Consider the following 25,502-nt stretch of genomic DNA (forward strand, 5'->3'; position numbering starts at 1 on the left):
ACCGCGGCCCCCTAGCGCTGGGCCCTACCGCTGGGCCCGGGCCAGGAAGTGGGTGGCGGCGTCCTCGTACGTGGCCAGGTGCCAGCCCGCCGCTTCGAGGGCCGGCCGGAGGTTCGGCTCGGCCAGCGGGTCGTCGGGGCTGACGGCGCGGCCGTGGCGGGCGGCGCGTTCCGCGCGGCCGGAGGGGTGGAAGAGCAGCAGTTCTCCGCCGGGCGCGGTGACCCGGGCCCATTCGCGCAGTGCGGCGTCCGGATGCGGCAGGTGGTCCAGGAGCCCGGCGGCGAAGATGCCGTGCACGGCTGCGGCGGGCAGCGGGAGTCGCGCGCAGTCGGCCAGCAGCAGCCCCGCGGCCGCTCCGCCGCGGCCCTCGCGGGCGGCCGCCGTGAGCATGGCGTGCGTGAGGTCGACGCCGATCACGGTGCCGGCGGCTCCGACCAGGGCCCGTAGTGCGGGCAGGGCTCGGCCGCTGCCACAGCCCAGATCGAGCGCGCGTTGGCCGGGCCGAAGCCGCATCCGGGCGACGGCCGCCTCGTAAGCGGGGGTCTGGTAGGCGAAGCGCTCCTCCCAGGCGGCGGCCCGGGGTGTGAAGAAGGTCCGGGTGGCGGTGGTTTCGGCCCGTCCGGCGACCAGTTCCGCGAACCGGCGCAGGACCCCGTGGTCGGCTTCGTCCGGGACCGGGAGGCCCCATGCGCTGGCCCCGACGCGGAATCCGTGCGGCGCGGCGGCGCCGCCGAGCAGCGGGTCGGTGGCCCCGCAGCCGGTACCGCCCGAGCCCGCGGCCTCCGCGAGGAGTCGGGCGCCCTCCCCGAGTGCGAGTACGGGGACCTCGGCCGCCAGTGCCGGGCCGACGAGGGGGAGCGCGGCGGGGGTCGCGGTGGGGGAGAGGATCAGTGCGTCGATGCCGGTGAGGGTGGCGGGGAGCGGCTCGTCGGCGCCGGGCCGGAACGGGCGGATGCGCAGACCGACCGCCTCGATGGCAGCCGTGGGCGCTTCTCCGATCACGAGGACGGCCATCGGCCACTCCATCCCTTACGCACGCGCACGCGTGCTGTTGCCGCACATGTGGAACCAGCGGCCCAAGTGGGCCGCATATGCGTAAGGATGCCTCGTCCTGGCTCGGATATGCCAGGGGGTCTTGGCTCGGATGTGTCGGGGGCCCGCGCGCCGAACACCGCTGATCGGCGCGCAGGGGCTCCCCCTCACACCACGGTCGCCGGCGAGAGAGCCGCAAGCGCCAGGCCGGGGGCCGTGGGTGTACGACCAGTGAACCAAGGCCCGGGGCCCCCGGGGAATTGGTGCCGAATACGGAAATCTCGCCCTTCGCGGGCGCCGGGCTGGTTGATGCTCCAAGAGCCGAACGGCCGGTTCCGGGGGGTTGAGTCGGCGCGAGATCTGGTAGTAAAGTTTCCTAACGAAGTCGCCCGAGCATCAACTCCCTCATGGAGGTAACGTGTTCACCCCCCACCGCAAGCGACTGGCCATCAGTGCCCTGCTCGGCACTGCGCTTCTCGCCGTACCCGTCACCGCCCACGCGACCGCCGCCGCCCCCACCGCGGCTCCGGCCGTCACGGGGGCTTCGGTGGCCGCCGCCGTCGGGCTCGACGATCCGGCGAAGAAGGACATAGCCATGCAGATCGTCTCCAGCGCCGAGAACTCCTCGCTGGACTGGAAGGCGCAGTACAAGTACATCGAGGACATAGACGACGGCCGCGGCTACACGGGTGGAATCATCGGATTCTGTTCCGGCACGCACGACATGCTCGAGCTCGTCCAGTACTACACGAGCATCAAGCCGGGCAACGTCCTCGCCAAGTACCTCCCCGCCCTGAAGAAGGTCGACGGCAGCGACTCGCACTCCGGCCTCGACCCCAACTTCACCAAGGACTGGGCGAAGGCGGCCGCCGACTCCGACTTCAGGAAGGCCCAGGACCACGAGCGCGACCGGGTCTACTTCAACCCCGCCGTCAGCCAGGGCAAGGCCGACGGGGTGGGCGCGCTCGGGCAGTTCGCCTACTACGACGCCATCGTCATGCACGGCGACGGAACCGATTCCACCAGCTTCCGCAACATCCGCAAGCGCGCCCTCTCCAAGGCCAAGCCCCCGTCCCAGGGCGGCAACGAGACCACCTGGCTCAACGCCTTCCTCGACGCCCGCGTCTGGGCGATGAAGCAGGAGGAGGCGCACAGCGACACCAGCCGCGTGGACACGGCGCAGCGGGTGTGGGTCAAGAAGGGCAACTTCAACCTCAACACCCCGCTGGACTGGAAGGTTTACGGGGACTCGTACCACATCGGCTGACGGCTCCGGCCGATCCGTGCGGCGGCCCGGGGACGACCCCCTCCCCTCCCCGGGCCGCCGCCCGCCGCCCTGCCCGCCGCCGCAGCGCCCATCCCGCCAGGACCGCCGCGCCCGCGAGCCCGTACGCCACCGGGATCGTCTGCCCGCCGAGCGCGCGCACCGAGACGTACGCCGCCAGGCCCGCCACCGCCACCCCGAGCCACTCCGCGCGCCCGTCCAGGGCCACCAGCGCGATGAGCAGCAGCGCGTACCAGGAGTACCCCGGAGTCATCAGCAGGAACGCCGTGCCCGTCACCAGCAGGGCTCCGCTCCAGGGCTGCCCGGGATCGCCGCGCCGCCACACGTAAGCCACCACGGCGAGGACGCCGACCGCCACCGCGGGCACCGCCCAGGAGTCCGGGAGCACCAGGCGCAGCAGCGCGTACCGGCCGCCCGCGCCCGGATCCTCGTACCCCTCCTCCTGCGCGTAGCCGCCCAGGTACCCGAAGACCGACGAGCGCGAGGCGAGCACGTACGGCAGGTACGTCAGCCCCACCACCGCGGCCGCCGGAACCAGCAGCGCCGCGGCGTCCCGCCACCGCCGTACGCCGGCCAGCGCGCCCGGCAGCAGCACCGCGGGCAGCAGCTTCGCCGCGATCGCCAGCCCGAAGAGCGCCCCGCCCAGGGCCCGCCGGCGCACGACCACCCCCAGCGCCGCCACCGACAGCAGCACGGCGAGCACGTCCACGTGCGCGTTGTTCACCGCCTCCACCGCCACCGCCGGACACCAGGCCCAGTACGCGACGTCACGGAGCTGCGCCCCCCGGCGGCGCTGGACCAGCAGCAGCGCCCCGGTGACGGCGAGCGCCAGCAGGGCCCCGCCCACCTGGAAGGCCTTGTGGCGCGCGCCCGGTGGGGAAAGGAAGTGGACGAGCCCGAACCAGCCCTCGGCGACGGGCGGGTAGATGGTGTGCACGGTGGGCCGGTTGATCCGGGTGCACACCCCCGGCTCGACGGCCACCAGGTCAGGGTGGCCGTCGCAGGCGGCCGCGCCCCGGGAGCCCCGGGAGTCCGGGGGGAACAGCCAGTCGTCGCGCAGCGCGCGCAGCGCCGGATCGGCGGGGGCGTGGTCGTACGGGGAGATCCCCGCGGCCTGCACCCGCCCGTCCCAGGCGTAGCGGAAGGAATCGGTGCTGGTCAGTGGCGGCCCGGCCAGCCCCGCGGCGCAGACGGCCACCGCACCCGCCAGCAGGAGCGGGACCAGGAACCGGCCCGGCACCCGGCGCAGCGACCACACGGCCGCGGCGAACAGCGTCCACGCGGCCGCGTACCACCAGGTGAGCCCGGCCGGATCCGAGAAGTAGCCCTCCTCGCGGACGGCCGGTACGAGCACGGCCGTCAGGGCGGCGAGCAGCACCACGGTGAGGGCGACGCGGGCGCGGGGGTGGTTCGCGCGGGGGCGGTTCATACGGGTCAGCCTGGCAGCGCGGACCGCCGCCGGGTGTGCGACCGGGCCCGGCGTCCGCGTTTCGTAAGGTGTCGAACCGCCCGCGCGGGGGCCTTCGGCGCTGTCATGGAGGGCATGACGTCCCCTCCTCCCGAGCCGCCCGCCACTCCCGGGCCGCCCGCCACTCCCGGGCCGCCGGCGACTCCCGGGCCGCCCGCCACCGTCAAGGCGCGCCGCAGGCTCGCGCTCCCGCCGGTCCGGCCGCCCTCCTTCGCCGGACGCCTCCACGACGCCCGCACCGCCACCTCCATCGGCCGCTGGCTCGGCGTGGCCTTCCTCGTCTGCTTCGTCACCGGCCTGATCAGCCACTACCTCCAGCACCCGCCCGGCTGGGCGGCCGATGTGCTGCCCAGCCGTCCGGTCTGGGGCTACCGGCTCAGCCAGGGCCTGCACATCGCGAGCGGGCTCGCCGCGATCGTGCTGCTGCTCGTGAAACTGTGGACGGTCTACCCGAGGCTGTTCGCGTGGCCGCCGGTGCGCGGTGTCCTGCACGCGCTGGAACGGCTGTCGGTGGCGGTCCTGGTGGCCTCCGCCGTGCTGGAGGTGTTCACCGGGCTCCTCAACATCGCCGAGTGGTACCCGTGGCCCTTCGGCTTCATCCAGACGCACTTCGCGCTGGCCTGGGTGGTGACGGGCTCGCTGCTCCTGCACATCGCCGTCAAGGCCCCCGAGATCAAGGCGCATTGGAGTCGTCGCTCGCCCGGCACGCTCGAACTGCCCGCCCAGGACGGCCCCGACCGCCGCTCCCTGATGCTCGGAGTCGGCGCGGCCGTCGGCGCCGTCACCCTCACCACCGTCGGCCAGGCCTTCACCCCGCTGGGGAGCCTCGACCTGCTCGCGCCGCGGCACCCCGACCACGGACCGCAGGGGCTCCCGGTCAACCGGACGGCCGCGGCCGCCGGGGTCACGGACCGGGCGGTACGGGACTGGCGGCTGGAGGTGCGCGGACCGGTCCCGTACAGCCTGACGCTCGATCAACTCCGGGCGCTGCCCCGGGCGCAGGCGCGGCTGCCCATCGCGTGCGTGGAGGGCTGGAGCGTGGAGGCGGCCTGGAGCGGGGTCCGGATCAGCGACCTCCTGGCCCGCGCCGGGGCCCGCCCCGGAGCGGGGCTGCGGGTCACTTCACTGGAGACGTCGGGCTCGTACCGGGTGATGGAGATGGGCCGCGACTACGCCGAGGACCCGCTGACCCTGCTCGCGCTGGAGCTGAACGGGCAGGTCCTGACCGTCGACCACGGCTACCCGGCGCGCATCATCGCGCCGAACCGCCCCGGCGTCCTGCAGACCAAGTGGGTCACCCTGCTGGAGGTGCTGTGAACACCATGCGGTGGATGCGCTGGATCCTGGGCGGATGCGGGCTGCTGCTGATCGCGATCGGCGGCCGGCTGCTGTCGGTGCTGCCCGACCCCCTCGACGTCATGGTGTGGCTGGGCGGCGCGCTCGTCCTGCACGACGCGATCATCGCGCCGCTAGTCCTGGCGGCCGGGCTGGCGGTGGCGGCCGTGCCCGCGCGGGGCGTCGTACGGGGGGCCCTGCTGACGGCGGGTGTGCTCGTACTGGTCACCCTGCCCCTGCTGCTGCGGCCGGGAACGCCGCCGAACCCCTCGGCGCTGCCGCTGCCGTACGGGCGGAACCTGCTGATCGTGCTCGCCGTGGTGGCGGTGGCCGCGGTGGCGCTGGCGCTGGCCGGGCGGCGCGGGCGGGCACGGGCCGGGCAAGATCCGAAGGAGACGGCCTAAGGGTGCAGGTGGGTGCGCTGCCCGTCGTGGTCGAGGATGCACAGGATCTCGGCGGGCCCGCCGATCGCCCCGAAGGCGTGCGGGACCATCGTGGAGAACTCCGCCGCCTCCCCGGCCTCGACCCGGATGTTCCGGTCGCCCAGCAGCAGTTCGACGGTGCCCGACAGCACGGTGAACCAGTCCTTGCCGGGATGGACGCGCAGGGGTTCGGTGTCCCGCGGCGGCGCCGGCTTGGTGAGCCGCATCTTGGCCACGGTCGTTCCGTGCGGACCGGCGTCGCGCGAGAGCAGCCAGCTGGTCACCCCCCGGGTCTCGTCGCGGTGCGGCCTGATCACCACGTCCTCGTCGGTGGCGGACTCCACCAGCTGGTCGAGGGTGGCGCCCAGGGCCCGGGCGATGGGGCTCAACTGGTCGAGGCTGATCCGGCGGTGGCCGGTCTCGATGCGGCTGAGCGTGGACGGGCTGAGGTAGCAGCGGGCGGCCAGGTCGTCGAGCGACCATCCCTTGGCCAGGCGCAGGCTCCGGATCCGCTTGCGGACGAGGACGTCGATTTCACTGTCTTGCGTCATACGCAAGATGGTATGCGATTGACGCAAACCGCTCGTAGGGTTGAAGACATGAACACGGACCAGCACCAGCACCAGCAGCACCAGCACCACCAGCACCACCAGCACGGGGAGGGGAACGGTCACGGCCACGGCCCCGCCACCGAGGCGGCCCTCGCCGAGATGCTCGACCTCGACGCCGAGGTCCTGCACGACTACCTCACCGGAGCCGTCGGCCTGATCCACGGCCTCACCGCCGGGGACCCGCCCGTCCGCCGGATCCTCGACGTGGGCAGCGGCACCGGTACGGGCACCTTCGCCCTCCTGCGGCGCTTCGAAGGGGCCGAGGCGACCACCCTCGACATCTCCGCCGGAATGCTGGAGCACTTGGGGAACAAGGCCCGCACCCTGGGCCTCGCCGACCGGGTCCACCCGGTACGCGCCGACCTGGACGCGGCCTGGCCGGCCGTCGGCCCCGCCGACCTGGTGTGGGCTTCCACCTCCCTCCACCACATGGCGGACCCCGGCCGGGCCCTCGCTGAGATCCACGCCGCGCTGCGCCCCGGCGGCCTCCTCGCGGTGGCCGAGTTCGACACCCTCCCGCGCTTCCTCCCCGAGGACATCGGCATCGGACGCCCCGGACTCGAGGAGCGCGCCCAGGCCCTCATCGATGCCGCCAAGGCCGTGGACGTGCCGCACCTCGGCTCCGACTGGGGCGCCCTGCTGGCGGGGGCCGGATTCACCATCGAAGCCGAGGAACTGTTCACCGTGGAGCTGACGGACCCGCTGCCCGCGGCCGCCGGCCGGTACGCGCAGAGCACCCTGCGCCGCGTCCGCGACCACGTCGCCGACCGCCTCGACGCGCAGGACCGGGCCGCCTTCGCCACGCTCCTCGACGGCGAGGGCCCCGAGGCCCTCCCGCACCGCACCGACCTCCGCATCAGGGCCCAGCGCACCGTGTGGGTGGCCCGCAGGCCGTGAACGGACCGGGCTCCACCGGGCTGGGAAGGCCGCGAAGTTCTACGAGGCCTCGCCCGGCCGGACGAGCATCGTGAAGGCCCGGCCCGCCGCCGTCCAGTGCCCGCCGGGGGTCCAGCCCGCGGCCGCGGCGTGCCGGGTCAGGGCCCCGGTGCCGACGCGGGCCCAGGGGAAGGGGGAGCCGAGGCCGCCGCGGCCGTCGGCCACGCGGACCTCGCAGCGCTCGTCCACCTCGACCTCCGCCTCCGCCTCGGCGCACTCCACGATCAGGCAGCCCGTCACCGCCAGTACCTCGGCCATCCGCCGCAGCAGCGCCGCCGGGTCGCCGCCGATGCCGATGTTGCCGTCGATCAGCAGACCCGTGTCCCAACGCCCCTCGCCCGGCAGGGAGTCGAAGACCGACCGGTGCAGTGCCGTGCCCCCCGACCGGGCGGTACGGGCCACCGCCTCCGGGCTGACGTCGATGCCCAGCGCCCGGTGCCCCCGGGCGGCCAGCGCCGACACCAGCCTTCCCGGGCCGCAGCCGATGTCGATGACGGCGCCCCGGCAGCGCCGCAGCACCGTACGGTCCGCCCGGTCGGGGGCCTCGCACCAGCGCTCCACGTCCAGCGGGAGCAGCCAGCCGTCGCCCCGCCGCAGGTAGAGCGGGCCGCGGCCGCTGCGCAGGGCCACGGTGTAGGGGTCGGCGGACCAGGCCTTGGCGGCGGTGGCCCCGGCCGGGGTGGCGGGGGCGGCCGCGCCCGGCTGCGTAACGGGGGTGAGCGTGCTCATCGGCGTACCGCCAGCCGCGCCGCGAACGAGCCTTCCGGCGCTTCGGCGGCGACCAGCCGGGCGTCCTCGGCGGTGTCCACGTCCCGCAGCACCGGCAGCCGCCCGATGCGGAGCCCGGCCGCGCGCAGCCGCTCGTACTGGACGGCGCCCGTCTCGGGCACCGACATCGGTACCCCGCGCAGCAGTGCGGGATCGGGGACGGCCAGCCCGAGCGCCCAGAACCCGCCGTCGACGGCCGGGCCGAACCAGGCGTCGTGGGCCGACCAGTCCACCTGCAGTAGCTCCGGGGTGACCTGCGGGGTGTCCATGCCGATCAGCAGGGCCGGTCCGGTGCACGCCTCGAAGGCGGCGGCGAGCCGCAGGTCCAGGGTTCCGGGCCGCTGCGGGATCACCTCGAAGCCGGGCGGCAGCCACGGTCCGGGCCGGCCGTCGAGGACCAGGACCCGGCGGGCCGCGGGGGTGCGGGCCACGGCGGCGAGGGTGTCGGCGAGGGCGGCCTCGGCCAGCTCCGCCGCCTCGGCGGGGGTGAAGGGCGGGGTGAGCCGCGTCTTGACCCGGCCAGGCACGGGTTCCTTCGCGATCACGAGCAGCGTGGTCCGCTCGGGCCCGGGCGTGCGGCCCCTCGCAGGGTCGGTGGTGGGGTTCATCGGGCGCCTCCGGCAGCGGATCCGGTGGAGGAGCCGGCAGTGGATCCGGCAATGGATCCGGCGGCGGGGGATTCGGTGGAGGATCCCGCGGGGGTTCCGGTGGGCGATCCGGCCGGCGATCCGGCAGGTGATCCGGCCGCGGGCCGGGCCGGGGGCTCCGCCAGCACCCGGCTCATGTCGCGCACCGCCTGCCAGGTGCCCCGCCAGGTGCCGGTCACCTTCGACTTCCCCGACCGGGGCAGGTACGGCACGTCCACCTCCCGGATCCGCCAGCCCGCGTCGGACGCCCGGACCACCATCTGGAGCGGGTAGCCGGAGCGCCGGTCCGACAGGTCCAGTGCCAGCAACCCTTCCCGGCGCGCGGCCCGCATCGGGCCCAGGTCGCGCAGCCGCAGGCCGGTCCGCCGCCGCAGCAGCCGGGCCAGCGCCAGGTTCCCGGCCCGTGCGTGCGCGGGCCAGGCGCCGCGGCCCTGCGGGCGGCGGCGGCCGAGCACCAGATCGGTCCCTCCGGCGGCGACGGCGGCCACGAAACCGGCCAGCAGTCCGGGATCCAGGGAGGCGTCGCAGTCGCAGAAGCAGACGATGTCGGCCTCGGAGGCGAGCAGTCCGGCGTGGCAGGCGGCGCCGAAACCGCGCCGGGACTCCTCCACCACGGTCGCGCCGAGCGACCGCGCCAGGTCGGCGGAGCCGTCCGTGGAGCCGTTGTCCACGACCAGGGCCCGCCAGCCCGCCGGGATGCGGGCCAGGACCCAGGGCAAGGCCTCGGCCTCGTTCAGACAGGGGAGTACGACGTCTACCGTCACGGTTTCACTCACGGTTTCACCGTATGAACCACGGCCCCGCAAAAGGGCCGTGGAGTCCTTACGAAACGCGGACGTCCCCCCCTGCGGCCCCCCTCCGCGGTGGAGCGCGGGGGCTCGCGGGTGGGAGGCTGGGCGCTATGAACGCCAGCGGTATGGAATCAGCGCCCCCGGGCTCCGGCCGGATCCTGGTCGTCGACGACGACCCGACCGTGGCCGAGGTGGTCACGGGCTACCTGCGGCGCGCCGGTTTCACGGTGGAGACCGCCGCGGACGGTCCCGCCGCCCTGGCCTGCGCCGGGAGGGCCTGGCCGGACCTGGTCGTACTGGACCTCATGCTGCCGGGCCTCGACGGGCTGGAGGTGTGCCGGAGACTGCGTGCGACCGGCCCGGTGCCGGTGATCATGCTGACCGCCCGGGGGGACGAGGACGACCGGATCGCCGGGCTGGAGATGGGCGCCGACGACTACGTCACGAAGCCGTTCAGCCCGCGCGAACTGGTCCTGCGGGTCTCGTCCGTGCTGCGGCGCGGCGCGGCGGCCACTTCCGGTGCGGCCGGGGCCTCCGGGTCCGCGGCGGCGGGGGGCGCGCTGGGCGGCGTACGGGAGGACCGGCTGACGGGCGCCGGGATCACGCTGGATCCGGCCACCCACCGGGCCGCCAAGGACGGCCGTGAACTCGCGCTCACCGTCCGCGAGTTCGATCTGCTGGCGCACTTCCTGCGGCATCCCGGGCAGGCGCACGGGCGGGAGGAGCTGATGCGGGACGTGTGGGGGTGGGACTTCGGGGACCTGTCGACGGTGACCGTGCACGTACGCCGCCTGCGCGCCAAGATCGAGGACGACCCCGGGCAGCCGCGGCTGATCCAGACGGTGTGGGGCGTCGGCTACCGCTTCGAACCGGCGGGGGAACCGGCACGGGAACGGGCGGGGGAGCCGGCATGAAGGACATACTGCTCATCGCGCTGTTCGCGCTCGGCGGCGCCGTCTGCGCGGGGGTGCTCGGCGCCCTCGTGCTGAGGCTGGTCCGGCACCGGTCCGTGGCGGTGTCCCTGACGGTGATCGCCGCGGTGACGGTGACGGCCATGCTGGCCGGGACGCTCGCCGTGGCCCAGGCGATGTTCCTCTCCGGGCACGACCTCGGGGTGGTCACCCTGGTGCTGGCGATGGCGGCGGTGGTCTCGCTGGCGGTGGCGCTGCTGCTCGGGCGCTGGGTGGTGGCCCGCAGCCGGGAACTGTCGCTGGCCGCGCGGGACTTCGGCGAGGACGGCAGCTTCGCGGCGCCGCCGGGGCTGGCCACGGCCGAACTGGCCGCACTCTCCCGGGAGCTGGCGGCCACGAGCGGGAAGCTGGCCGCGTCCCGGGAGCGGGAGCGGGCTCTGGAGAAGTCGCGGCGGGAGCTGGTGGCCTGGATCTCCCACGACCTGCGGACCCCGCTGGCCGGACTGCGCGCCATGTCGGAGGCGCTGGAGGACGGCATGGCCGAGGACCCGGCGCGCTACCACCGGCAGATCCGGACCGAGGTGGACCGGCTGAACTCCATGGTCGGGGACCTGTTCGAACTCTCCCGCATCCACGCGGGCGCCCTGGCGCTCAGCCCGAGCCGGATGTCCGTGTACGACCTGGTGGGCGACGCGCTGTCCGGGGTGGACCCGCTGGCGCGGGAGCACGGGGTGCGGCTGGTCGGCGAAGCGGTGGACCGGGTGCCGGTGGAGGTGGACGGCAAGGAGATGACGAGGGTCCTGGCCAACCTGCTGATCAACGCCATCCGGCACACGCCCGCGGACGGGACGGTGGCCATCGCCGCCTCCCGGCAGGCGGACTCGGTGGTCGTGTCCGTCACGGACGGCTGCGGCGGGATCCCGGCGGAGGACCTGCCGCGGGTCTTCGACACGGGCTGGCGGGGCACCGCGGCGCGGACTCCTCCGGCGGGCGAGGCGGTCCCGGTGCCGCCGGCGGGCGCCGGTCTGGGCCTGGCGATCGTCCGCGGGATCGTGGAGGCGCATTCGGGCCATGCGGTGGTGCGGAACGTCCCGGGGGGATGCCGGTTCGAGGTGACCTTGCCGGCGCCGGCCTGAGGGCGTGGGCCCGTGCGGGCCGGCTGCCGGGGGCGCTGCCCCCGGCAGCCGGCCTGAGGTCGTGGGCCCGTGCGGGCCGGCTGCCGGGGGCGCTGCCCCCGGACCCCCGCGCCTCAAACGCCGGCGGGGCTGGATTGCCTGGCGGCGTCCGGCCCCCGGCTCAGCCCGCCGCGCGCTGCGCGGCGTGGGCGAATTCCGTCATGCCCGTCGTGAAGTCGATCCGGGGGCGCCAGCCCAGGTCCGTGCGCAGCCGCCGGGAGTCGGCCGTGATGTGGCGGACGTCGCCGAGGCGGAACTCGCCGGTGACCACCGGGAGCGGGCCGCCGTGGGCCCGGGCGAGGGTGGTGGCCATCTCCCCGACCGTGTGCGGGGTGCCGCTGCCCGCGTTGTAGGGGGTGCAGGCGCCGAGCGGGGTCGGGGCCTCCAGGGCCAGGGCGTTGGCCTCGGCGATGTCCCCGACGTGGACGAAGTCCCGCCGCTGGCCGCCGTCCTCGTACACCTGAGGCGCCTCGCCCCGGGCCAGCGAGGAGCGGAAGAAGGAGGCCACCCCCGCGTACGGGGTGTCGCGCGGCATCCCCGGGCCGTACACGTTGTGGTAGCGCAGCGACACGGCCCGGCCGTCCACGCACCGGGCCCACGAGGCCGCCAGGTGTTCCTGCGTCAGTTTCGTCGTCGCGTACACGTTGCGCGGGTCGGTCGGGGCGTCCTCGCCCACCAGACCGGGCGTCAGTTCCGAGTCGCAGACGGGGCAGTGGGGTTCGAAGCGTCCGGCGGCCAGGTCCGCCACGCGGCGCGGGCCCGGCCGGACGACACCGTGGCGGGGGCACTCGTAGCGGCCCTCCCCGTAGACCACCATCGAGCCGGCGAGGACCAGGTCCCGCACTCCCGTCTCGGCCATCGCGGCCAGGAGCACGGCCGTGCCGAGGTCGTTGTGGGAGACGTACGCGGGGGCGTCCGCGAAGTCCTTGCCGAGGCCGACCATCGCGGCCTGGTGGCAGACGGCGTCCACGGCGCGCAAGGCGGCCCGGACCGCCTCCGGGTCGCGCACGTCCGCCCGTACGAACTCCACGTCGGCCGCCGGGGGCACCAGGTCCAGCACGACCGGATCGTGGCCGCGAAGACGCAGTGCGGTAACGATGTGGGAGCCGATGAACCCGGCTCCTCCTGTGACGAGTAGGCGCATGGCGTGGACGCTACGGACTTGGGGGCCGGGACGGGGGCTCCCACGCCCTGACGTAAGACTTCCGTCAGGCCATTTCGTCACTTTCGGTGACATCAGGGAACGGTGGGTCGAGAGATGCGGGTGTTTCCAGTGGGTTCGTTCTCCGTCCCTGTGAAGTGGCTTGACCGCGCCGTAAGCGGGGCATAAGTTCTGCCCCGGCTTGCTTCATCAGGACGGGCCGAGAACCGGTCTCTTGGGGGGACACATGCACTACTACACCGATGTTCTGAAGAAGTACGTCGACTTCGCCGGCCGCGCGCGCCGCCAGGAGTACTGGATGTTCTTCCTGTTCAACCTGGCCGCGCTGATCATCGTCGCCATCATCGACAACGTCATCGGCACGTACCCGCTGCTCTACGCGATCTACGCGCTGGCCGTGTTCCTGCCGGGTCTGGGTGTCGGCGTCCGCCGCCTGCACGACACGGGCAAGTCGGGCTGGTGGCTGCTCATCGCCCTGGTCCCGCTCGTCGGCGGCATCTGGCTGATCGTCCTCATGGCGACCGAGGGCCAGCCGACCCCGAACCAGTACGGCCCGAGCCCCAAGGCCGTCCACGCCTGAGCAGGTCCGTGACCGGTAGTACCGAAGCGCCGCCCCTGGCTGAAAACAGCCGGTGGCGGCGCTTTCGCCGTTCCGGGGACCCCGAGGGTCGTCCCGCGGTCCCGATCCGCACTCCTGTCACGGAACGTGACACGTGTCTCCTCCCGGCTTGAGCAGGGGGCTGTCCAGACCGGCCCGATCACGAGATATCTTGATGTCGAGCAATGTTGCAGACGAGAGACGCAGACTGTGGAGCGGAGCATCCGGTGACTGACTCGACCATCATCTACACGCACACTGACGAGGCCCCGGCCCTCGCGACGTATTCGTTCCTGCCTGTGATCCAGGCATACGCGTCGACGGCCGGTGTGAATGTCGAGACCCGTGACATCTCCCTGGCAGGTCGGATCATCGCCAGCTTCCCCGAGTACCTGGAAGAGGGCCAGCGCATCGCGGACGCCCTCGCCGAGCTCGGCGAACTGGCGAAGACCCCGGGCGCCAACATCATCAAGCTGCCCAACGTCTCGGCCTCCATTCCGCAGCTCAAGGCCGCGGTCGCCGAGCTCCAGGGCCAGGGCTACGCGCTCCCGGACTATCCGGACGACCCGAAGAGCGACGAGGAGCGCGAGAACCGCGCCCGTTACGACAAGATCAAGGGCAGCGCCGTCAACCCGGTCCTGCGCGAGGGCAACTCCGACCGCCGCGCCCCCGCCTCGGTCAAGAACTACGCCAAGGCGCACCCGCACCGCATGGGCGCCTGGTCCTCCGAGTCGAAGACGAACGTCGCCACCATGGGCGCCGACGACTTCCGCTCCACCGAGAAGTCCGCCGTGATCGCCGAGGCCGGCACGCTGCGCATCGAGCACGTCGCCGCCGACGGCGCCGTCACCGTGCTGCGCGACTCCGTACCGGTACTCGCCGGTGAGGTCGTCGACGCGTCCGTCCTGCACGTCGACGAGCTGCGCACCTTCCTCAACACCCAGATCGAGCGCGCCAAGGCCGAGGACGTCCTGTTCTCCGTGCACCTCAAGGCCACGATGATGAAGGTCTCCGACCCGATCATCTTCGGCCACGTGGTCCGCGCCTTCTTCCCGAAGACCTTCTCCCGCTACGGCGAGACCCTGGCCGCCGCCGGCCTCTCCCCGAACGACGGCCTCGGCACCATCCTGAACGGCCTGGGCGCGCTGCCCGACGCCGACGCGATCAAGGCCTCGTTCGACGCCGAGATCGCCGAGGGCCCGGCCCTCGCGATGGTCGACTCCGACAAGGGCATCACCAACCTGCACGTCCCGTCCGACGTCATCGTCGACGCCTCGATGCCGGCCATGATCCGCACCTCCGGCCACATGTGGGGCCCGGACGGCGCCGAGGCCGACACCCTCGCCGTCCTCCCGGACAGCAGCTACGCCGGCGTCTACCAGGTCGTCATCGACGACTGCCGCGCGCACGGCGCGTACGACCCGTCCACGATGGGCTCGGTGCCGAACGTCGGCCTCATGGCCCAGAAGGCCGAGGAGTACGGCAGCCACGACAAGACCTTCGAGCTGGCCACCGCCGGTATCGTCCGCCTCGTCGACGCCTCGGGCACCACGGTCCTGGAGCAGGAGGTCGCCGCCGGCGACATCTTCCGCGCCTGCCAGACCAAGGACGCGCCGATCCAGGACTGGGTCAAGCTCGCCGTCACCCGCGCCCGCGCCACCGGCGTCCCGGCCGTCTTCTGGCTCGACGAGGGCCGCGCGCACGACGCGCAGCTGATCGCCAAGGTCAAGACGTACCTCGCGGACCACGACACCGACGGTCTGACCATCAAGATCCTGTCCCCGGTCGAGGCCACCGCGTACTCCCTGGAGCGCATCCGCCGCGGCGAGGACACCATCTCGGTGACCGGCAACGTGCTGCGCGACTACCTGACCGACCTCTTCCCGATCCTGGAGCTGGGCACCAGCGCCAAGATGCTGTCGGTCGTCCCGCTGATGAACGGCGGCGGCCTCTTCGAGACGGGCGCCGGCGGCTCCGCCCCGAAGCACGTGCAGCAGCTCGTCAAGGAGAACTACCTCCGCTGGGACTCGCTCGGCGAGTTCCTCGCGCTGGCCGTCTCCTTCGAGCACCTCGCCACCACCACCGGCAACGCCCGCGCCCAGGTCCTCGCGGACACCCTGGACCGTGCGACCGGCACCTTCCTCAACGAGGACAAGTCGCCGAGCCGCAAGCTGGGCGGCATCGACAACCGCGGCAGCCACTTCTACCTCGCCCTGTACTGGGCGCAGGAGCTGTCGCGCCAGACCGAGGACCCGAAGCTGGCCGCCGCGTTCGACGCGCTGGCCAAGTCGCTGGCCGAGTCCGAGGAGAAGATCGTCGGCGAGCTCATCGCCGTCCAGGGCTCCCCGGTCGACATCGGCGGCTACTACCAGCCCGACGCCGCCAAGGCCGCGGCGATCATGCGGCCGTCCGCGACGCTGAACGAGGCGCTCGCGCTCCTCGGCTGAGGTTCACCGCTCCACAGCACCACCGCTCCACAGCACCGCGGGTCAGCCCCGGTCGGCAGTCGTCGGCCGGGGCTGACCCGTGTCCCGTGCCCGGCCGTGGAAACCCGGTTGTGGACCCGGCCGCGCGGGGACTAGTAAGAGCCCATGATCCAAGGAGAATTGGCCGAGCTGCGTGCCCGGCACACCGACGACGTGCCCGTGCTCCACGCGGAGCTGTACGAGGACGTCGTGACGCGTTCGCGCGGCGACACCCGGCCCTGGCGGCCGGTGGGCGCGGCGAGCGGGCACTCCCCGTACGAACCGCGCGAACCCTCCGACGACGTCGCCTTCTTCTCCGTGGTGGAGCGCGCCACCGGCGAGTTGGCGGGCGAGGCGCTGCTCTGGTCCATCGACGCGCACAACCGCTCCGCACACCTCGGGATTTCCCTGCGCCCCGGCAGTCGGGGCCGCGGGCTGGGCGAGGACGTCGTGCGGCTGCTGTGCCGCTACGGGTTCTCCGTGCGCGGGCTGCACCGGCTCCAGGTGGACACCCTGGCCGACAATGCCGCCATGATCCGGGCCGCGAGCGCGAACGGATTCGCTCTGGAAGGGACCCTGCGCGGGTCGGCCTGGGTGTGCGGGGAGTTCCTGGACGAGGTGGTGATGGGGCTGATGGTCGAGGACTGGCGGGCCGCCGCAGCGTAGGGCGCCCGGACGGAGCGGGTTCAGAGTGGGTGGACCCGCTCCTGAGGCATGCCCAGCGGGTGGCGTCCGGCCGCCAGGATCCGCAGGCCCGGGGCCGCGCCGAGCAGTTCGCGCAGCCAGGCCAGCGTCTCGGACGCGAGGTGGTCGCAGCCGTCGAGGACGAGCAGCATGTCGCGCTCGGCCAGCCACGAAGCCGCGTTCACCGTGCCGTACGGCAGGAACGGCATGCCCGGTACGCAGCCCAGCGCGGCCGTCAGGTCGCGGACCCCGAAGCGGTGGTCCAGGGTGACCACGGCCACCCCGTCGTAGAAGTTGGACGCGAGCCGTTCCCCGATCTCCCGCACCAGCAGGCTCCGGGGCCCCCGGAGCCGTCCGGTGACGGTGACCACCCTGCCCCGCCGTACGGCGGTGAGCAGGCGGGAAAGCTCTGCGGACGTCGCCGGAAACGTGCCGGCGCCCATGGAATTCCTCATCGGCACGATGCCCCCCATGCATACGTGACCTACGCGGCAAGAGGGTTGTTTCAAGCCGCATGAAGATGATTATGCGCCACTTCCGCCGGAAGGCCAGGGGAATTCCCTATTCCGCTGAAAGGCCCGCGGCGCCCCTTGATCGCCGCAGTTGTACAGACGGCATGCCTTTGTCCATTTGCCTGCGCATCGCCTGTCCGTCGCCTGCCCGTCGCCGCCGTCCGTCAGTGGCCGAAGTCGATCCCGCGTCAGGGTCGGAAGGCCCCTGCCCCGGGACCTTCGCCACCCAATATGTAGTGGTTGCAAGTACTGCTGGCATCTATATGTAGTGTTGGCTCTGCCGGTTCGGCGGGGCTCTGCTTGTTTGCGCGCATGTTCGCGCAGGTCCGCCCCGACCGAGTCATCAGGGAATCCGGTGTGAATCCGGGACTGCCCCGCAACGGTTGTGTCCACCTCGGGTGGACGAGTCCGACCCCTGCCGGCCCGTGTTCCGTACTTCCGTGCCGAGCCTCGTGGGAGGGCTGCCGTGACTGCTGTCGTCGATGCCGTAGAGACCGTGACCGAATACCTGGACCGCCGGGACTGGCGGGTGAACGCCAACGCCAACCAGGGCTACTCGCTCGGCGGCCTCATCCTCAACGCGGCGGGCAAGATCACCGCGAACTACTGGCTGGAGCAGGTCTACCCCGCCGACGTGGCCCGCGCCCACCGCGAGGGCGACCTCCACATCCACGACCTGGACATGCTCTCCGGCTACTGCGCCGGATGGTCCCTGCGCACCCTGCTGACCGAGGGCTTCAACGGGGTCCCCGGGCAGATCGACTCCGCCCCGCCCCGGCACCTCTCCTCGGCCGTGGGCCAGATCGTGAACTTCCTGGGCACCCTGCAGAACGAATGGGCGGGCGCCCAGGCCTTCTCCTCCTTCGACACGTACCTCGCCCCCTACGTCCGCCTCGACGCGATGACGTACCCGCAGGTCAGGCAGTGCATCCAGGAGCTGGTCCACAATCTGAACGTGCCCTCGCGCTGGGGCACCCAGACCCCCTTCACCAACCTCACCTTCGACTGGACCTGCCCCGAGGACCTGCGCGAGCAGATCCCGGTCGTCGGCGGCGAGGAGGTCGCCTTCACCTACGGCGAGCTCCAGGCCGAAATGGACCTGATCAACCGGGCGTACATCGAGGTGATGACCGAAGGGGACGCCGCCGGGCGGGTGTTCACCTTCCCCATCCCGACGTACAACATCACCCGGGACTTCCCCTGGGAGAGCGAGAACGCCGAGCGGCTCTTCGCGATGACGGCCAAGTACGGGCTCCCGTACTTCCAGAACTTCATCAACTCCGAGCTCGAGCCGAACATGGTCCGCTCCATGTGCTGCCGCCTCCAACTCGACCTGACCGAGTTGCTCAGGCGCGGCAACGGCCTCTTCGGCAGCGCCGAGCAGACCGGTTCGCTCGGGGTGGTCACCCTCAACTGCGCCCGCCTCGGGCACTCGTACGCCGGTGACGAACCGGGGCTGCTGGCCGAGGTGGACCGGCTGTGCGCACTGGCCAAGGACAGCCTCGAACTCAAGCGGACCACCGTCCAGGAGCTGATCGACGGCGGTCTCTTCCCCTACACCAAGCGGTACTTGGGCACCCTGCGCAACCACTTCTCCACCATCGGGGTCAACGGGATCAACGAGATGATCCGCAACTTCAGCGGGGACGCGTACGACATCACCGCACCCGGAGGCCACGCCCTCGCGGTCCGGCTGCTGGACCGGGTCCGGGCCCGGATGGTCGACTTCCAGGAGAGCACCGGCCACCTCTACAACCTGGAGGCCACCCCGGCCGAGGGCACCACGTACCGCTTCGCGAAGGAGGACCGGGCCCGCTTCCCCGGGATCCTCCAGGCCGGCACCGAAGCCAACCCGTACTACACCAACTCCTCCCAGCTGCCCGTCGGATGGACCGACGACCCCTTCGAGGCGCTGGAGCGGCAGGACGAACTCCAGGGCAAGTACACGGGCGGAACCGTCCTGCACCTGTACACCCCCGAGCGGATCCCGACGGCGGAGGCCTGCCGCAAGCTGGTCCGGCGATCGCTGGAGAACTTCCGGCTCCCGTACCTGACCGTCACCCCGACCTTCTCCATCTGCGCCGACCACGGCTACCTCGCCGGGGAGCAGCCCGAGTGCCCCGACTGCGGCGCGGTGTGCGAGGTCTGGACCCGGGTCATGGGGTACCACCGCCCGGTGTCCTCCTTCAACATCGGCAAGAAGGGCGAGCAGGCCGAGCGCGTCCACTTCAAGGCGGCCGTGTGACCCCCGTCGGGCCCCCGCCGGGCCCGGCGGCCGCCCCCGCCGACGTCGTCCGGATCGGCGGCTGGTCGCGGCTGTCCACCTGCGACTGGCCGGGCCGGCTCGTGACCACCGTCTTCTGCCAGGGCTGCCCCTGGCGCTGCGGCTACTGCCACAACCCCGGCCTACTGCCCGCCCGCGCCCCGGCCGCCGTCTCCTGGGACGAGGTGCTCGGCCACCTCGCCCGCCGTACGGGGCTGCTCGACGGGATCGTCTTCTCCGGCGGGGAGCCGCTGCTCCAGCGCGGACTCGCGCAGGCCGTACGGGAGGCACGGGCCCTGGGCCTCCAGGTCGGGCTGCACACCGGCGGAGCCTTCCCCCGGCGCCTCGCCCGGCTGCTGGACGCGGGCCAGCTGGACTGGGTCGGCTTCGACGTCAAGGCCCCGCCCGGCCGTTACGAGCGGGTCACCGGCATCGGCCACGCGGCCGCCTCGGCGGAGCGCAGCCTGCGCCTCCTCCTGGGCTCCGGAGTGCCCCACCAGCTCCGCACCACCGTGGACCCGTCCCTCCTGGACCCGCCCGCGATGGCGGAACTGGACGACTGGCTCGACGGCCTGGGCGCCCGGGCCACGCTCCGCCAGGAGATGCGCCCACCGGGGCGGACGGCGGTGTAAAAGACGGCCGAGGGGCCCCGGCGTCCCGACCGCCCGCGGTGCGCCGTCGTGCGCCCTGGCGTCCGCGGACCGGTGTGGGTCACGCTGGTGGCGGACGTGTCCGTCACGACCGGGGGTCATCGGAGATGGAGAGTCAGCCAAGGCCGTTCACGCACGACATGGTCGTGGTGCACCGGATGTTCCGGCGGGAGTTCCACGAGGCGGCGGACCGGGTGCGCAGGGCACCCGAGGGGGGCCGCGGGCAGGTCAAACGGGTCGCGGAGCGGCTGATGCTGCTGCTGGAGACCCTGCACCACCACCACGCGGGCGAGGACGTGCTGCTGTGGCCGAAGCTGACCGAACGGCTTCCCGGCCAGGGGGATCTGTGGCGCCGGATGGAGGACCAGCACGAGGGCCTGGCGGAGCGCCTCGCCCTGGCCGCCGCGCTCCTGGACCGGTGGTCCGCCGTGGTGAACGAGCGCGACGGCGGAGAGCTGGTCGCCGTGCTCGAAGAGGTGTCGCGGTCGGTCGACGCGCACTTCGACGAGGAGGAGCGCGAAGTGCTGCCGCTGGTCCCCGGGGTGGTCTCGCGGGAGGAATGGGCGATGGTGGGCGAGGTGGCCAGGACGGCGGTGCCGAAGAGCAAGCTGTTCACCGTCCTCGGGATGATCCTCGAGGACGCGGACGCACAGGAGCGGGAGATGATCATCGGCGAGATGCCGCTCCCGCCCCGGGCGGTCTGGCGCGCCGTCGGCGAGCGGAACTTCCGCCGACGGGAGCTCCGGCTCCGGCAGGATCCGAAAGGGACGGCCTGACCCCCAGTGGCGGGGTTCCGGGGCGGGCGGCGCCGGGAGATGATCCACTGGAACATCAGCGCCCCACCTTCACGGAGGTCCACGTGACCGCGCCCCACGCGTCGATACGCCCCGCGGAGTTCGCCGGCGGCCGGGCCCTGTTCGGGCTCGACCCCGCCGTCGCCCACCTCAACCACGGGTCCTTCGGCGCGGTGCCCCACCCGGTGCGGGAGCTCCAGGCCGCCCTGACGGCCGAGGCCCACGCCGACCCCGACGCCTTCTTCATCGGCGCCGCCGACCGCCTGGCCGCCGCCCGTACCCGGATCGCGGCCCGCCTCGGCGGCGCCGACCCGGACGGGCTCGCCTTCATCTCCAACGCCACCGAAGGCGCCAACATCGCCCTCGACGCCATCGCGCTCGCCGAAGGCGACGAGATCCTGGTGACCGACCACGGCTACGGCACCGTGGTCGACGCCGCCGCACGCCGCGCCCGCGTCACCACCGTCGCCCTGGATCCGCTCCTCCCCGACGAGGACGCCGTACGGGAAACCGTGCTGGCCGGGCTCACGCCGCGCACCAAGGTGGCCCTGCTCGACCACATCAGCTCGCCCACCGCCCGGGTCATCGCCTCGCCCCGGCTGCTCGCCGACCTCAGGGCCCGGGGCGTCACCACCGTCGTGGACGGCGCGCACGCGCCCGGCGCGCTCGCCGACCCGCTCGGCGGCGGCGCCGACTTCTGGTTCGGCAACCTCCACAAGTGGGGCTACGCCCCGTCGGGCACCGCGATCCTCGCCGTCGCCCCCGGCCACCGCGACCGGGTCCGCGCCCTCGTACCGTCCTGGGAGGACCACCACGGCTTCCCGCGCTCGGTCGAGTACCGCGCCACCGTCGACTACACCGGTTGGCTCGCCGCCCCCGAGGGCCTGGACCTCCTGGAGCGGCTCGACGCCGCCAAGGTGCGGGCCCACAACAGCGCCCTGGCCGCCCACGGCGCCGCGCTGCTCGCCCGGATCCCCGGACTCACCCCGCTCCCGTACACCGAGGGCCTGCCCATGCGGGCCCTGCGGCTGCCCGCCGGAACGGCCGCGACCCGCGAGGACGCCACCGTCCTGCGCGAACGGATCGCGGAGGAGGCGGGAATCCGGGTGCTGATCTGGCCGTGGGCGGGCGGAGGCGGGATCCGGGTGTGCGGGCAGGTCTACAACCGAGCCGAGGAGTACGAGCGCCTCGCCGAGGTCCTGCCCGCCTACCTGGGGTAGGGGGCAGGCGCCCAGGCCTTCGTACGGGCCGGGGCGGCTCAGCCGCGCCGGAGCAGGTACGTGTCCATGATCCAGCCCTTGCGGGCGCGGGCCTCGGCGCGCAGTTCCTCGATCCGGCCGGCCACCTCGGCCAGCTTCCCCGAGACCAGGATCTCGTCGGGGGTGCCCACGTAGGCGCCCCAGTAGATGAAGAGGTCCTGGTCGAGGTGGGCCGTGAAGGCGCGGCGGGCATCCAGCATCACCACCACGTCGTCCACATCGGCCGGCCAGCCCTCGGCGAGCCGCCGCCCGGTGGTGATCTGGACCGGCCGGCCCACCCGGTTGAGGTTCGTGCGGTGCCGGGCCAGCAGCGAAGAGATGCTGCTGATGCCGGGCACCACCTCGTGCTCGAAGGCGACCCGGCCCTTCTCCAGCACCTCGTCGAGGATCGCGAGGGTGGAGTCGTAGAGCGAGGGATCGCCCCACACCAGGAACGCCCCGGTCTCGCCCTCCGCGAGGTCCTCGGCGATGAACCGCTCGAAGAGCTCGGCCCGCGCGCTGCGCCAGCCGTCCACGGTGGGGGTGTAGTCGGCGGGGGTCCGGTCGCGGTCGGGGTCGCGGCCCTCCACCAGCCGGTGGCCGGGGCGGGCGTGCTCGTCGAGCATCGCGCGCCGCAGCCCGGTCAGATCCGCCTTCTCCTCGCCCTTCTCCAGGATGAGGAATGCGTCTGCCGCGCCGATCGCCTTGACCGCCTGGAGGGTCAGGTGGTCCGGGTCGCCCGCGCCTATGCCGATCACTGAGAACTTCTTCACCGGGCTATTCTGCCCGTCATGCGCGTCGCCCTGTTCGTCACCTGCGTCAACGACGCCCTCTACCCGCGCACCGGCATCGCCGTGGTCCGCCTCCTGGAGCGGCTCGGGGTGGACGTGGACTTCCCGGCGGAGCAGAGCTGCTGCGGGCAGCCCCAGTACAACACCGGCTACCGGCGCGAGGCCGAACCACTGCTGCGGCGCACCGCCGGGGCCTTCGCCGGGTACGAGTACGTCGTCACCCCGTCGGGCTCCTGCGCCGCCATGATCCGCTCCCACTACCCCCGGATCGGGCACGCCGCCGAGGCGGAGGGGCGGGGTCCCGCGCTGGCCGCGCTCGCCGAAGACCTCGTACCGCGGGTGTACGAGCTCACGGAGTTCCTGGTGGACGTCCTGGGGGTGACGGACGTGGGCGCGTACTTCCCGCACACGGTCACCTACCACCCGTCCTGCCACGGCCTACGGGGCCTCGGGCTGGGGGACCGGCCCCGACGGCTGCTGGAGGCGGTGCGCGGGCTCGAACTGCGCGAACTGCCGGGCGCCGAGGAGTGCTGCGGCTTCGGCGGGACCTTCGCCGTCAAGAACCCGGACGTCTCCGCCGCCATGGGAACCGACAAGATCGACAGCGCTGTGGCCACGGGCGCCGACGTGCTGTGCGGGGCCGACAACTCCTGCCTCGCCCACCTGGACGGCATCCTGCGACGGGCCGGCGCCCCGCTGCGGGCCCTGCACCTCGCCGAGATCCTGGCCGCCACCGAGGAGGACACCCCGCGATGACGCGCACGCACCTGGGCATGCCGGCCTTTCCGCCCGCCCCGGTCTTCCCCGCCTTCCCGGTGGCGGCGCACGAGGCGGTCGGGGACCCGGTCCTGCGCGCGAACCTCCGCCACGCCACCCACACCATCCGCGACAAGCGCGCCCGCGCCGTCGCCGAGCTCGCGGACTGGGACGCGCTGCGCACCGCCGGTAAGGAGATCAAGGACCACACGCTCCGCCATCTCGACCGCTACCTACTGGAGTTGGAGGCCTCCGTCACCGCCGCGGGCGGCACCGTCCACTGGGCGGCCGATGCGGCGGAGGCCAACCGGATCGTCACGGAACTGGTCCTGGCGACCGGCGAGCGCGAGGTGGTCAAGGTCAAGTCCATGGCCACCCAGGAGATCGGCCTCAACGAGGCCCTGGAGGCGGCCGGGATCGCCGCGTACGAAACCGACCTCGCCGAGCTCATCGTGCAGCTCGGCCACGACCGGCCCTCCCACATCCTGGTCCCGGCCATCCACCGCAACCGCGCCGAGATCCGCGACATCTTCGCCTCGGAGATGGGCAGTTGGGGACGGCCCGCGCCGGACGGCATGGGCGACGACCCGCGCGAACTCGCCGAAGCGGCCCGCCTCCACCTGCGCGAGAAGTTCCTGCGCGCCAAAGTCGCCGTATCCGGCGCCAACTTTATGGTCGCCGAGACCGGCACCATGGTCGTCCTGGAGTCCGAGGGAAACGGCCGGATGTGCCTGACCCTGCCCGAGACCCTGATCTCGGTGGTCGGCATCGAGAAGGTCATCCCCTCCTTCCGCGACCTCGAAGTCTTCCTCCAGACACTGCCGCGCTCATCGACCTCCGAGCGGATGAACCCGTACACGACGATGTGGACCGGGCTGGGGCCGTCGAAAGGGGCGGACGGCGACGGACCCGCCGTCTTCCACCTCGTCCTCCTCGACAACGGCCGCACCGACACCCTCGCCGACGAAGTGGGCCGCCAGGCCCTGCGCTGCATCCGCTGCTCCGCCTGCCTGAACGTCTGCCCGGTCTACGAGCGCGCCGGCGGCCACGCCTACGGCTCCGTCTACCCCGGCCCCATCGGCGCCATCCTCAGCCCCCAACTCCGGGGCACCGCAAGCGAGATCGATGCCTCCCTGCCTTACGCCTCCACCCTGTGCGGGGCCTGCTACGAGGTCTGCCCGGTCGCCATCGACATCCCCGAGGTACTGGTCCACCTGCGCGAACGGGTGGCCCAGGGCGGCCCGGTGACCCGGGACGGCATCCGCGTCCGCATCCGCCCGGCCCACGGCCACGCGGCCGAACGGGCCGCCATGCGAGCCGCCCGGCTGCTGCTGGACCGGCCGGGCGCGCTGCGCGCGGGGGAGCGGCTGCTGAGCCGCGCCCGGCGGCTGCGCCCGCGCCGCCTCCCGGGGCCCGGCCGCGCCTGGACCGACAGCCGGGAGCTCCCGGAACTCCCGGCGCAGCCGTTCCGCGACTGGTGGGCGGCGCGGGAACGGGAACGGGAACGGGAACGGGGAAGCGAACAGGGACCGGAACAGCGGCGGGACCAGGGAGAGCAGTCATGAGCAGCAAGGACCGCATCCTGGCCCGCATCCGCCGGGCCGTACCCGAGCCCGGCCCCGGGTCGGCCCCCGAGCCGGAGATCCCCCGGGACTACCTGTGGGTCCACGGGACGCGCACCCCCGACGAGACCGTGGACCTGCTCGCCGCGAACCTGACCGAGTACCGGGCGAAGGTGCACCGGGTCGACGAGGACGGCCTCGCGATGCTCCTGATGCGGCTGCTGGCCGCGCGGGGCGCGCGGACCGTGCTCGTCCCGCCCGGGCTGCCCCCGCACTGGCTCTCCGCGGCGGACCCCACCCGGATCCACGACCGGGCCGCATCCACCGCACGCGAACTGGAAGGCGTGGACAGCGTGGTGACCGGCTGCGCCCTGGCCATCGCCGAGACCGGCACGATCGTCCTCGACGGCGGCCCCGACCAGGGCAGGCGCCGGATCACGCTGATCCCCGACCACCACATCTGCGTGGTCCGGGTCCCGGACCAGGTGGTGGACTCGGTTCCGCAAGCCCTGCCTCTCCTGGACCCCACCCGTCCGCTGACCTGGATCTCCGGCCCCTCGGCCACCAGCGACATCGAACTGGACCGGGTGGAGGGAGTGCACGGCCCCCGCACCCTGGAGGTCGTCCTCCTCGGCGCACAATAGGC

25 protein-coding genes and 1 riboswitch are annotated in these 25,502 nt (G+C 73.1%); of the genes, 16 read left to right on the top strand and 9 right to left on the bottom strand.

Annotated elements, in window-relative coordinates; all coding sequences use genetic code 11:
- Positions 1–24: 24 nt before the first annotated feature.
- On the bottom strand, positions 25–1,014 hold the full coding sequence (locus OG490_RS31290; protein WP_330299625.1) for a class I SAM-dependent methyltransferase: 990 nt from the start codon (positions 1,012–1,014) through the stop codon (positions 25–27).
- A 436-nt stretch (positions 1,015–1,450) separates the two neighbouring features.
- On the opposite strand from OG490_RS31290, the gene OG490_RS31295 reads away from it, so the two are divergent.
- Positions 1,451–2,299: a chitosanase gene (locus OG490_RS31295; RefSeq protein WP_330299626.1), complete on the top strand. Its 849-nt coding sequence runs from the start codon at positions 1,451–1,453 to the stop codon at positions 2,297–2,299.
- On the opposite strand, the gene OG490_RS31300 is transcribed toward OG490_RS31295, so the two are convergent.
- Positions 2,247–3,746: a glycosyltransferase family 87 protein gene (locus OG490_RS31300; protein ID WP_330299627.1), complete on the bottom strand. Its 1,500-nt coding sequence runs from the start codon at positions 3,744–3,746 to the stop codon at positions 2,247–2,249. The genes OG490_RS31295 and OG490_RS31300 overlap by 53 nt on opposite strands.
- A gap of 114 nt (positions 3,747–3,860) precedes the next feature.
- Between OG490_RS31300 and OG490_RS31305 the strand changes: the two genes are divergently transcribed.
- Positions 3,861–5,102, top strand: coding sequence for a molybdopterin-dependent oxidoreductase (locus OG490_RS31305; RefSeq protein ID WP_330299628.1), 1,242 nt, complete (start codon positions 3,861–3,863; stop codon positions 5,100–5,102).
- A 5-nt stretch (positions 5,103–5,107) separates the two neighbouring features.
- Positions 5,108–5,524: a hypothetical protein gene (locus OG490_RS31310; protein ID WP_330301139.1), complete on the top strand. Its 417-nt coding sequence runs from the start codon at positions 5,108–5,110 to the stop codon at positions 5,522–5,524.
- Here OG490_RS31310 and OG490_RS31315 read toward each other — a convergent pair.
- Positions 5,521–6,093 (bottom strand): helix-turn-helix transcriptional regulator, encoded by a 573-nt coding sequence (locus OG490_RS31315; RefSeq protein WP_330299629.1) that lies wholly within the window; start codon positions 6,091–6,093, stop codon positions 5,521–5,523. The two genes, OG490_RS31310 and OG490_RS31315, sit on opposite strands and share 4 nt — an antisense overlap.
- 48 nt (positions 6,094–6,141) lie before the next feature.
- Between OG490_RS31315 and OG490_RS31320 the strand changes: the two genes are divergently transcribed.
- Complete coding sequence (locus OG490_RS31320; protein ID WP_330299630.1) at positions 6,142–7,050, top strand: class I SAM-dependent methyltransferase; 909 nt, start codon at positions 6,142–6,144, stop codon at positions 7,048–7,050.
- Positions 7,051–7,089: 39 nt separating this feature from the next.
- Here the strand turns inward: OG490_RS31320 and OG490_RS31325 are convergent, their stop codons facing one another.
- From OG490_RS31325 to OG490_RS31335, 3 genes are read right to left on the bottom strand one after another with little or no spacing between them, the layout of a single operon-like run.
- Positions 7,090–7,818 carry a class I SAM-dependent methyltransferase gene (locus OG490_RS31325; RefSeq protein ID WP_330299631.1) on the bottom strand — a complete coding sequence of 243 codons (729 nt, stop codon included), beginning with the start codon at positions 7,816–7,818 and terminating at the stop codon, positions 7,090–7,092.
- Complete coding sequence (locus OG490_RS31330; RefSeq protein ID WP_330299632.1) at positions 7,815–8,465, bottom strand: TIGR04282 family arsenosugar biosynthesis glycosyltransferase; 651 nt, start codon at positions 8,463–8,465, stop codon at positions 7,815–7,817. The genes OG490_RS31325 and OG490_RS31330 overlap by 4 nt, the downstream gene beginning before the upstream one ends.
- Positions 8,462–9,280 carry a glycosyltransferase family 2 protein gene (locus tag OG490_RS31335; protein WP_330299633.1) on the bottom strand — a complete coding sequence of 273 codons (819 nt, stop codon included), beginning with the start codon at positions 9,278–9,280 and terminating at the stop codon, positions 8,462–8,464. The genes OG490_RS31330 and OG490_RS31335 overlap by 4 nt, the downstream gene beginning before the upstream one ends.
- A gap of 125 nt (positions 9,281–9,405) precedes the next feature.
- On the opposite strand from OG490_RS31335, the gene OG490_RS31340 reads away from it, so the two are divergent.
- The gene (locus OG490_RS31340) at positions 9,406–10,209 is read left to right on the top strand and encodes a response regulator transcription factor (protein ID WP_330299634.1); all 804 of its coding nucleotides are present in this window, start codon (positions 9,406–9,408) and stop codon (positions 10,207–10,209) included.
- Positions 10,206–11,342, top strand: coding sequence for a sensor histidine kinase (locus OG490_RS31345; protein WP_330299635.1), 1,137 nt, complete (start codon positions 10,206–10,208; stop codon positions 11,340–11,342). The genes OG490_RS31340 and OG490_RS31345 overlap by 4 nt, the downstream gene beginning before the upstream one ends.
- 160 nt (positions 11,343–11,502) lie before the next feature.
- Here the strand turns inward: OG490_RS31345 and OG490_RS31350 are convergent, their stop codons facing one another.
- Positions 11,503–12,525 carry an NAD-dependent epimerase/dehydratase family protein gene (locus OG490_RS31350; RefSeq protein ID WP_330299636.1) on the bottom strand — a complete coding sequence of 341 codons (1,023 nt, stop codon included), beginning with the start codon at positions 12,523–12,525 and terminating at the stop codon, positions 11,503–11,505.
- Between the two features lie 244 nt (positions 12,526–12,769).
- Between OG490_RS31350 and OG490_RS31355 the strand changes: the two genes are divergently transcribed.
- The 3 genes from OG490_RS31355 (at position 12,770) to OG490_RS31365 (ending at position 16,272) form a co-directional block, all read left to right on the top strand.
- The gene (locus tag OG490_RS31355) at positions 12,770–13,123 is read left to right on the top strand and encodes a DUF805 domain-containing protein (protein ID WP_330299637.1); all 354 of its coding nucleotides are present in this window, start codon (positions 12,770–12,772) and stop codon (positions 13,121–13,123) included.
- A 245-nt stretch (positions 13,124–13,368) separates the two neighbouring features.
- Positions 13,369–15,588 (top strand): NADP-dependent isocitrate dehydrogenase, encoded by a 2,220-nt coding sequence (locus OG490_RS31360; protein WP_330299638.1) that lies wholly within the window; start codon positions 13,369–13,371, stop codon positions 15,586–15,588.
- Positions 15,589–15,732: 144 nt separating this feature from the next.
- The gene (locus OG490_RS31365) at positions 15,733–16,272 is read left to right on the top strand and encodes a GNAT family N-acetyltransferase (RefSeq protein ID WP_330299639.1); all 540 of its coding nucleotides are present in this window, start codon (positions 15,733–15,735) and stop codon (positions 16,270–16,272) included.
- 20 nt (positions 16,273–16,292) lie between these two features.
- Here OG490_RS31365 and OG490_RS31370 read toward each other — a convergent pair whose 3' ends face one another.
- Positions 16,293–16,733, bottom strand: a complete 441-nt coding sequence (locus OG490_RS31370) for a hypothetical protein (protein WP_330299640.1) — start codon at positions 16,731–16,733, stop codon at positions 16,293–16,295.
- A gap of 374 nt (positions 16,734–17,107) precedes the next feature.
- Positions 17,108–17,239, top strand: a riboswitch (cobalamin riboswitch).
- On the opposite strand from OG490_RS31370, the gene OG490_RS31375 reads away from it, so the two are divergent.
- The 4 genes from OG490_RS31375 to OG490_RS31390 all read left to right on the top strand — a co-directional run bounded on the left by OG490_RS31375 (position 17,218) and on the right by OG490_RS31390 (position 21,729).
- Positions 17,218–19,047, top strand: a complete 1,830-nt coding sequence (locus OG490_RS31375) for a ribonucleoside triphosphate reductase (RefSeq protein WP_330301140.1) — start codon at positions 17,218–17,220, stop codon at positions 19,045–19,047. Its footprint overlaps the riboswitch before it by 22 nt.
- On the top strand, positions 19,044–19,697 hold the full coding sequence (locus OG490_RS31380) for an anaerobic ribonucleoside-triphosphate reductase activating protein (protein WP_330299641.1): 654 nt from the start codon (positions 19,044–19,046) through the stop codon (positions 19,695–19,697). The genes OG490_RS31375 and OG490_RS31380 overlap by 4 nt, the downstream gene beginning before the upstream one ends.
- Before the next feature lie 125 nt (positions 19,698–19,822).
- On the top strand, positions 19,823–20,491 hold the full coding sequence (locus OG490_RS31385; protein ID WP_330299642.1) for a hemerythrin domain-containing protein: 669 nt from the start codon (positions 19,823–19,825) through the stop codon (positions 20,489–20,491).
- Positions 20,492–20,574: 83 nt separating this feature from the next.
- Positions 20,575–21,729, top strand: coding sequence for an aminotransferase class V-fold PLP-dependent enzyme (locus OG490_RS31390; RefSeq protein ID WP_330299643.1), 1,155 nt, complete (start codon positions 20,575–20,577; stop codon positions 21,727–21,729).
- A 38-nt stretch (positions 21,730–21,767) separates the two neighbouring features.
- Here OG490_RS31390 and cobF read toward each other — a convergent pair whose 3' ends face one another.
- The gene (gene cobF, locus OG490_RS31395) at positions 21,768–22,520 is read right to left on the bottom strand and encodes a precorrin-6A synthase (deacetylating) (RefSeq protein ID WP_330299644.1); all 753 of its coding nucleotides are present in this window, start codon (positions 22,518–22,520) and stop codon (positions 21,768–21,770) included.
- 18 nt (positions 22,521–22,538) lie between these two features.
- Here cobF and OG490_RS31400 point away from each other — a divergent pair, with 18 nt between their 5' ends.
- The 3 genes from OG490_RS31400 to OG490_RS31410 are packed head-to-tail and all read left to right on the top strand — an operon-like array spanning position 22,539 to position 25,500.
- Positions 22,539–23,294 carry a (Fe-S)-binding protein gene (locus tag OG490_RS31400; RefSeq protein WP_330299645.1) on the top strand — a complete coding sequence of 252 codons (756 nt, stop codon included), beginning with the start codon at positions 22,539–22,541 and terminating at the stop codon, positions 23,292–23,294.
- Positions 23,291–24,859 carry a lactate utilization protein B gene (locus OG490_RS31405; protein WP_330299646.1) on the top strand — a complete coding sequence of 523 codons (1,569 nt, stop codon included), beginning with the start codon at positions 23,291–23,293 and terminating at the stop codon, positions 24,857–24,859. Before OG490_RS31400 ends, OG490_RS31405 begins: the two co-directional genes overlap by 4 nt.
- Positions 24,856–25,500: a LutC/YkgG family protein gene (locus OG490_RS31410; protein ID WP_330299647.1), complete on the top strand. Its 645-nt coding sequence runs from the start codon at positions 24,856–24,858 to the stop codon at positions 25,498–25,500. The genes OG490_RS31405 and OG490_RS31410 overlap by 4 nt, the downstream gene beginning before the upstream one ends.
- Positions 25,501–25,502 lie beyond the last annotated feature (2 nt).

It is taken from the genome of Streptomyces sp. NBC_00503, from assembly GCF_036346895.1.
Taxonomy (GTDB): Bacteria; Actinomycetota; Actinomycetes; order Streptomycetales; family Streptomycetaceae; genus Streptomyces.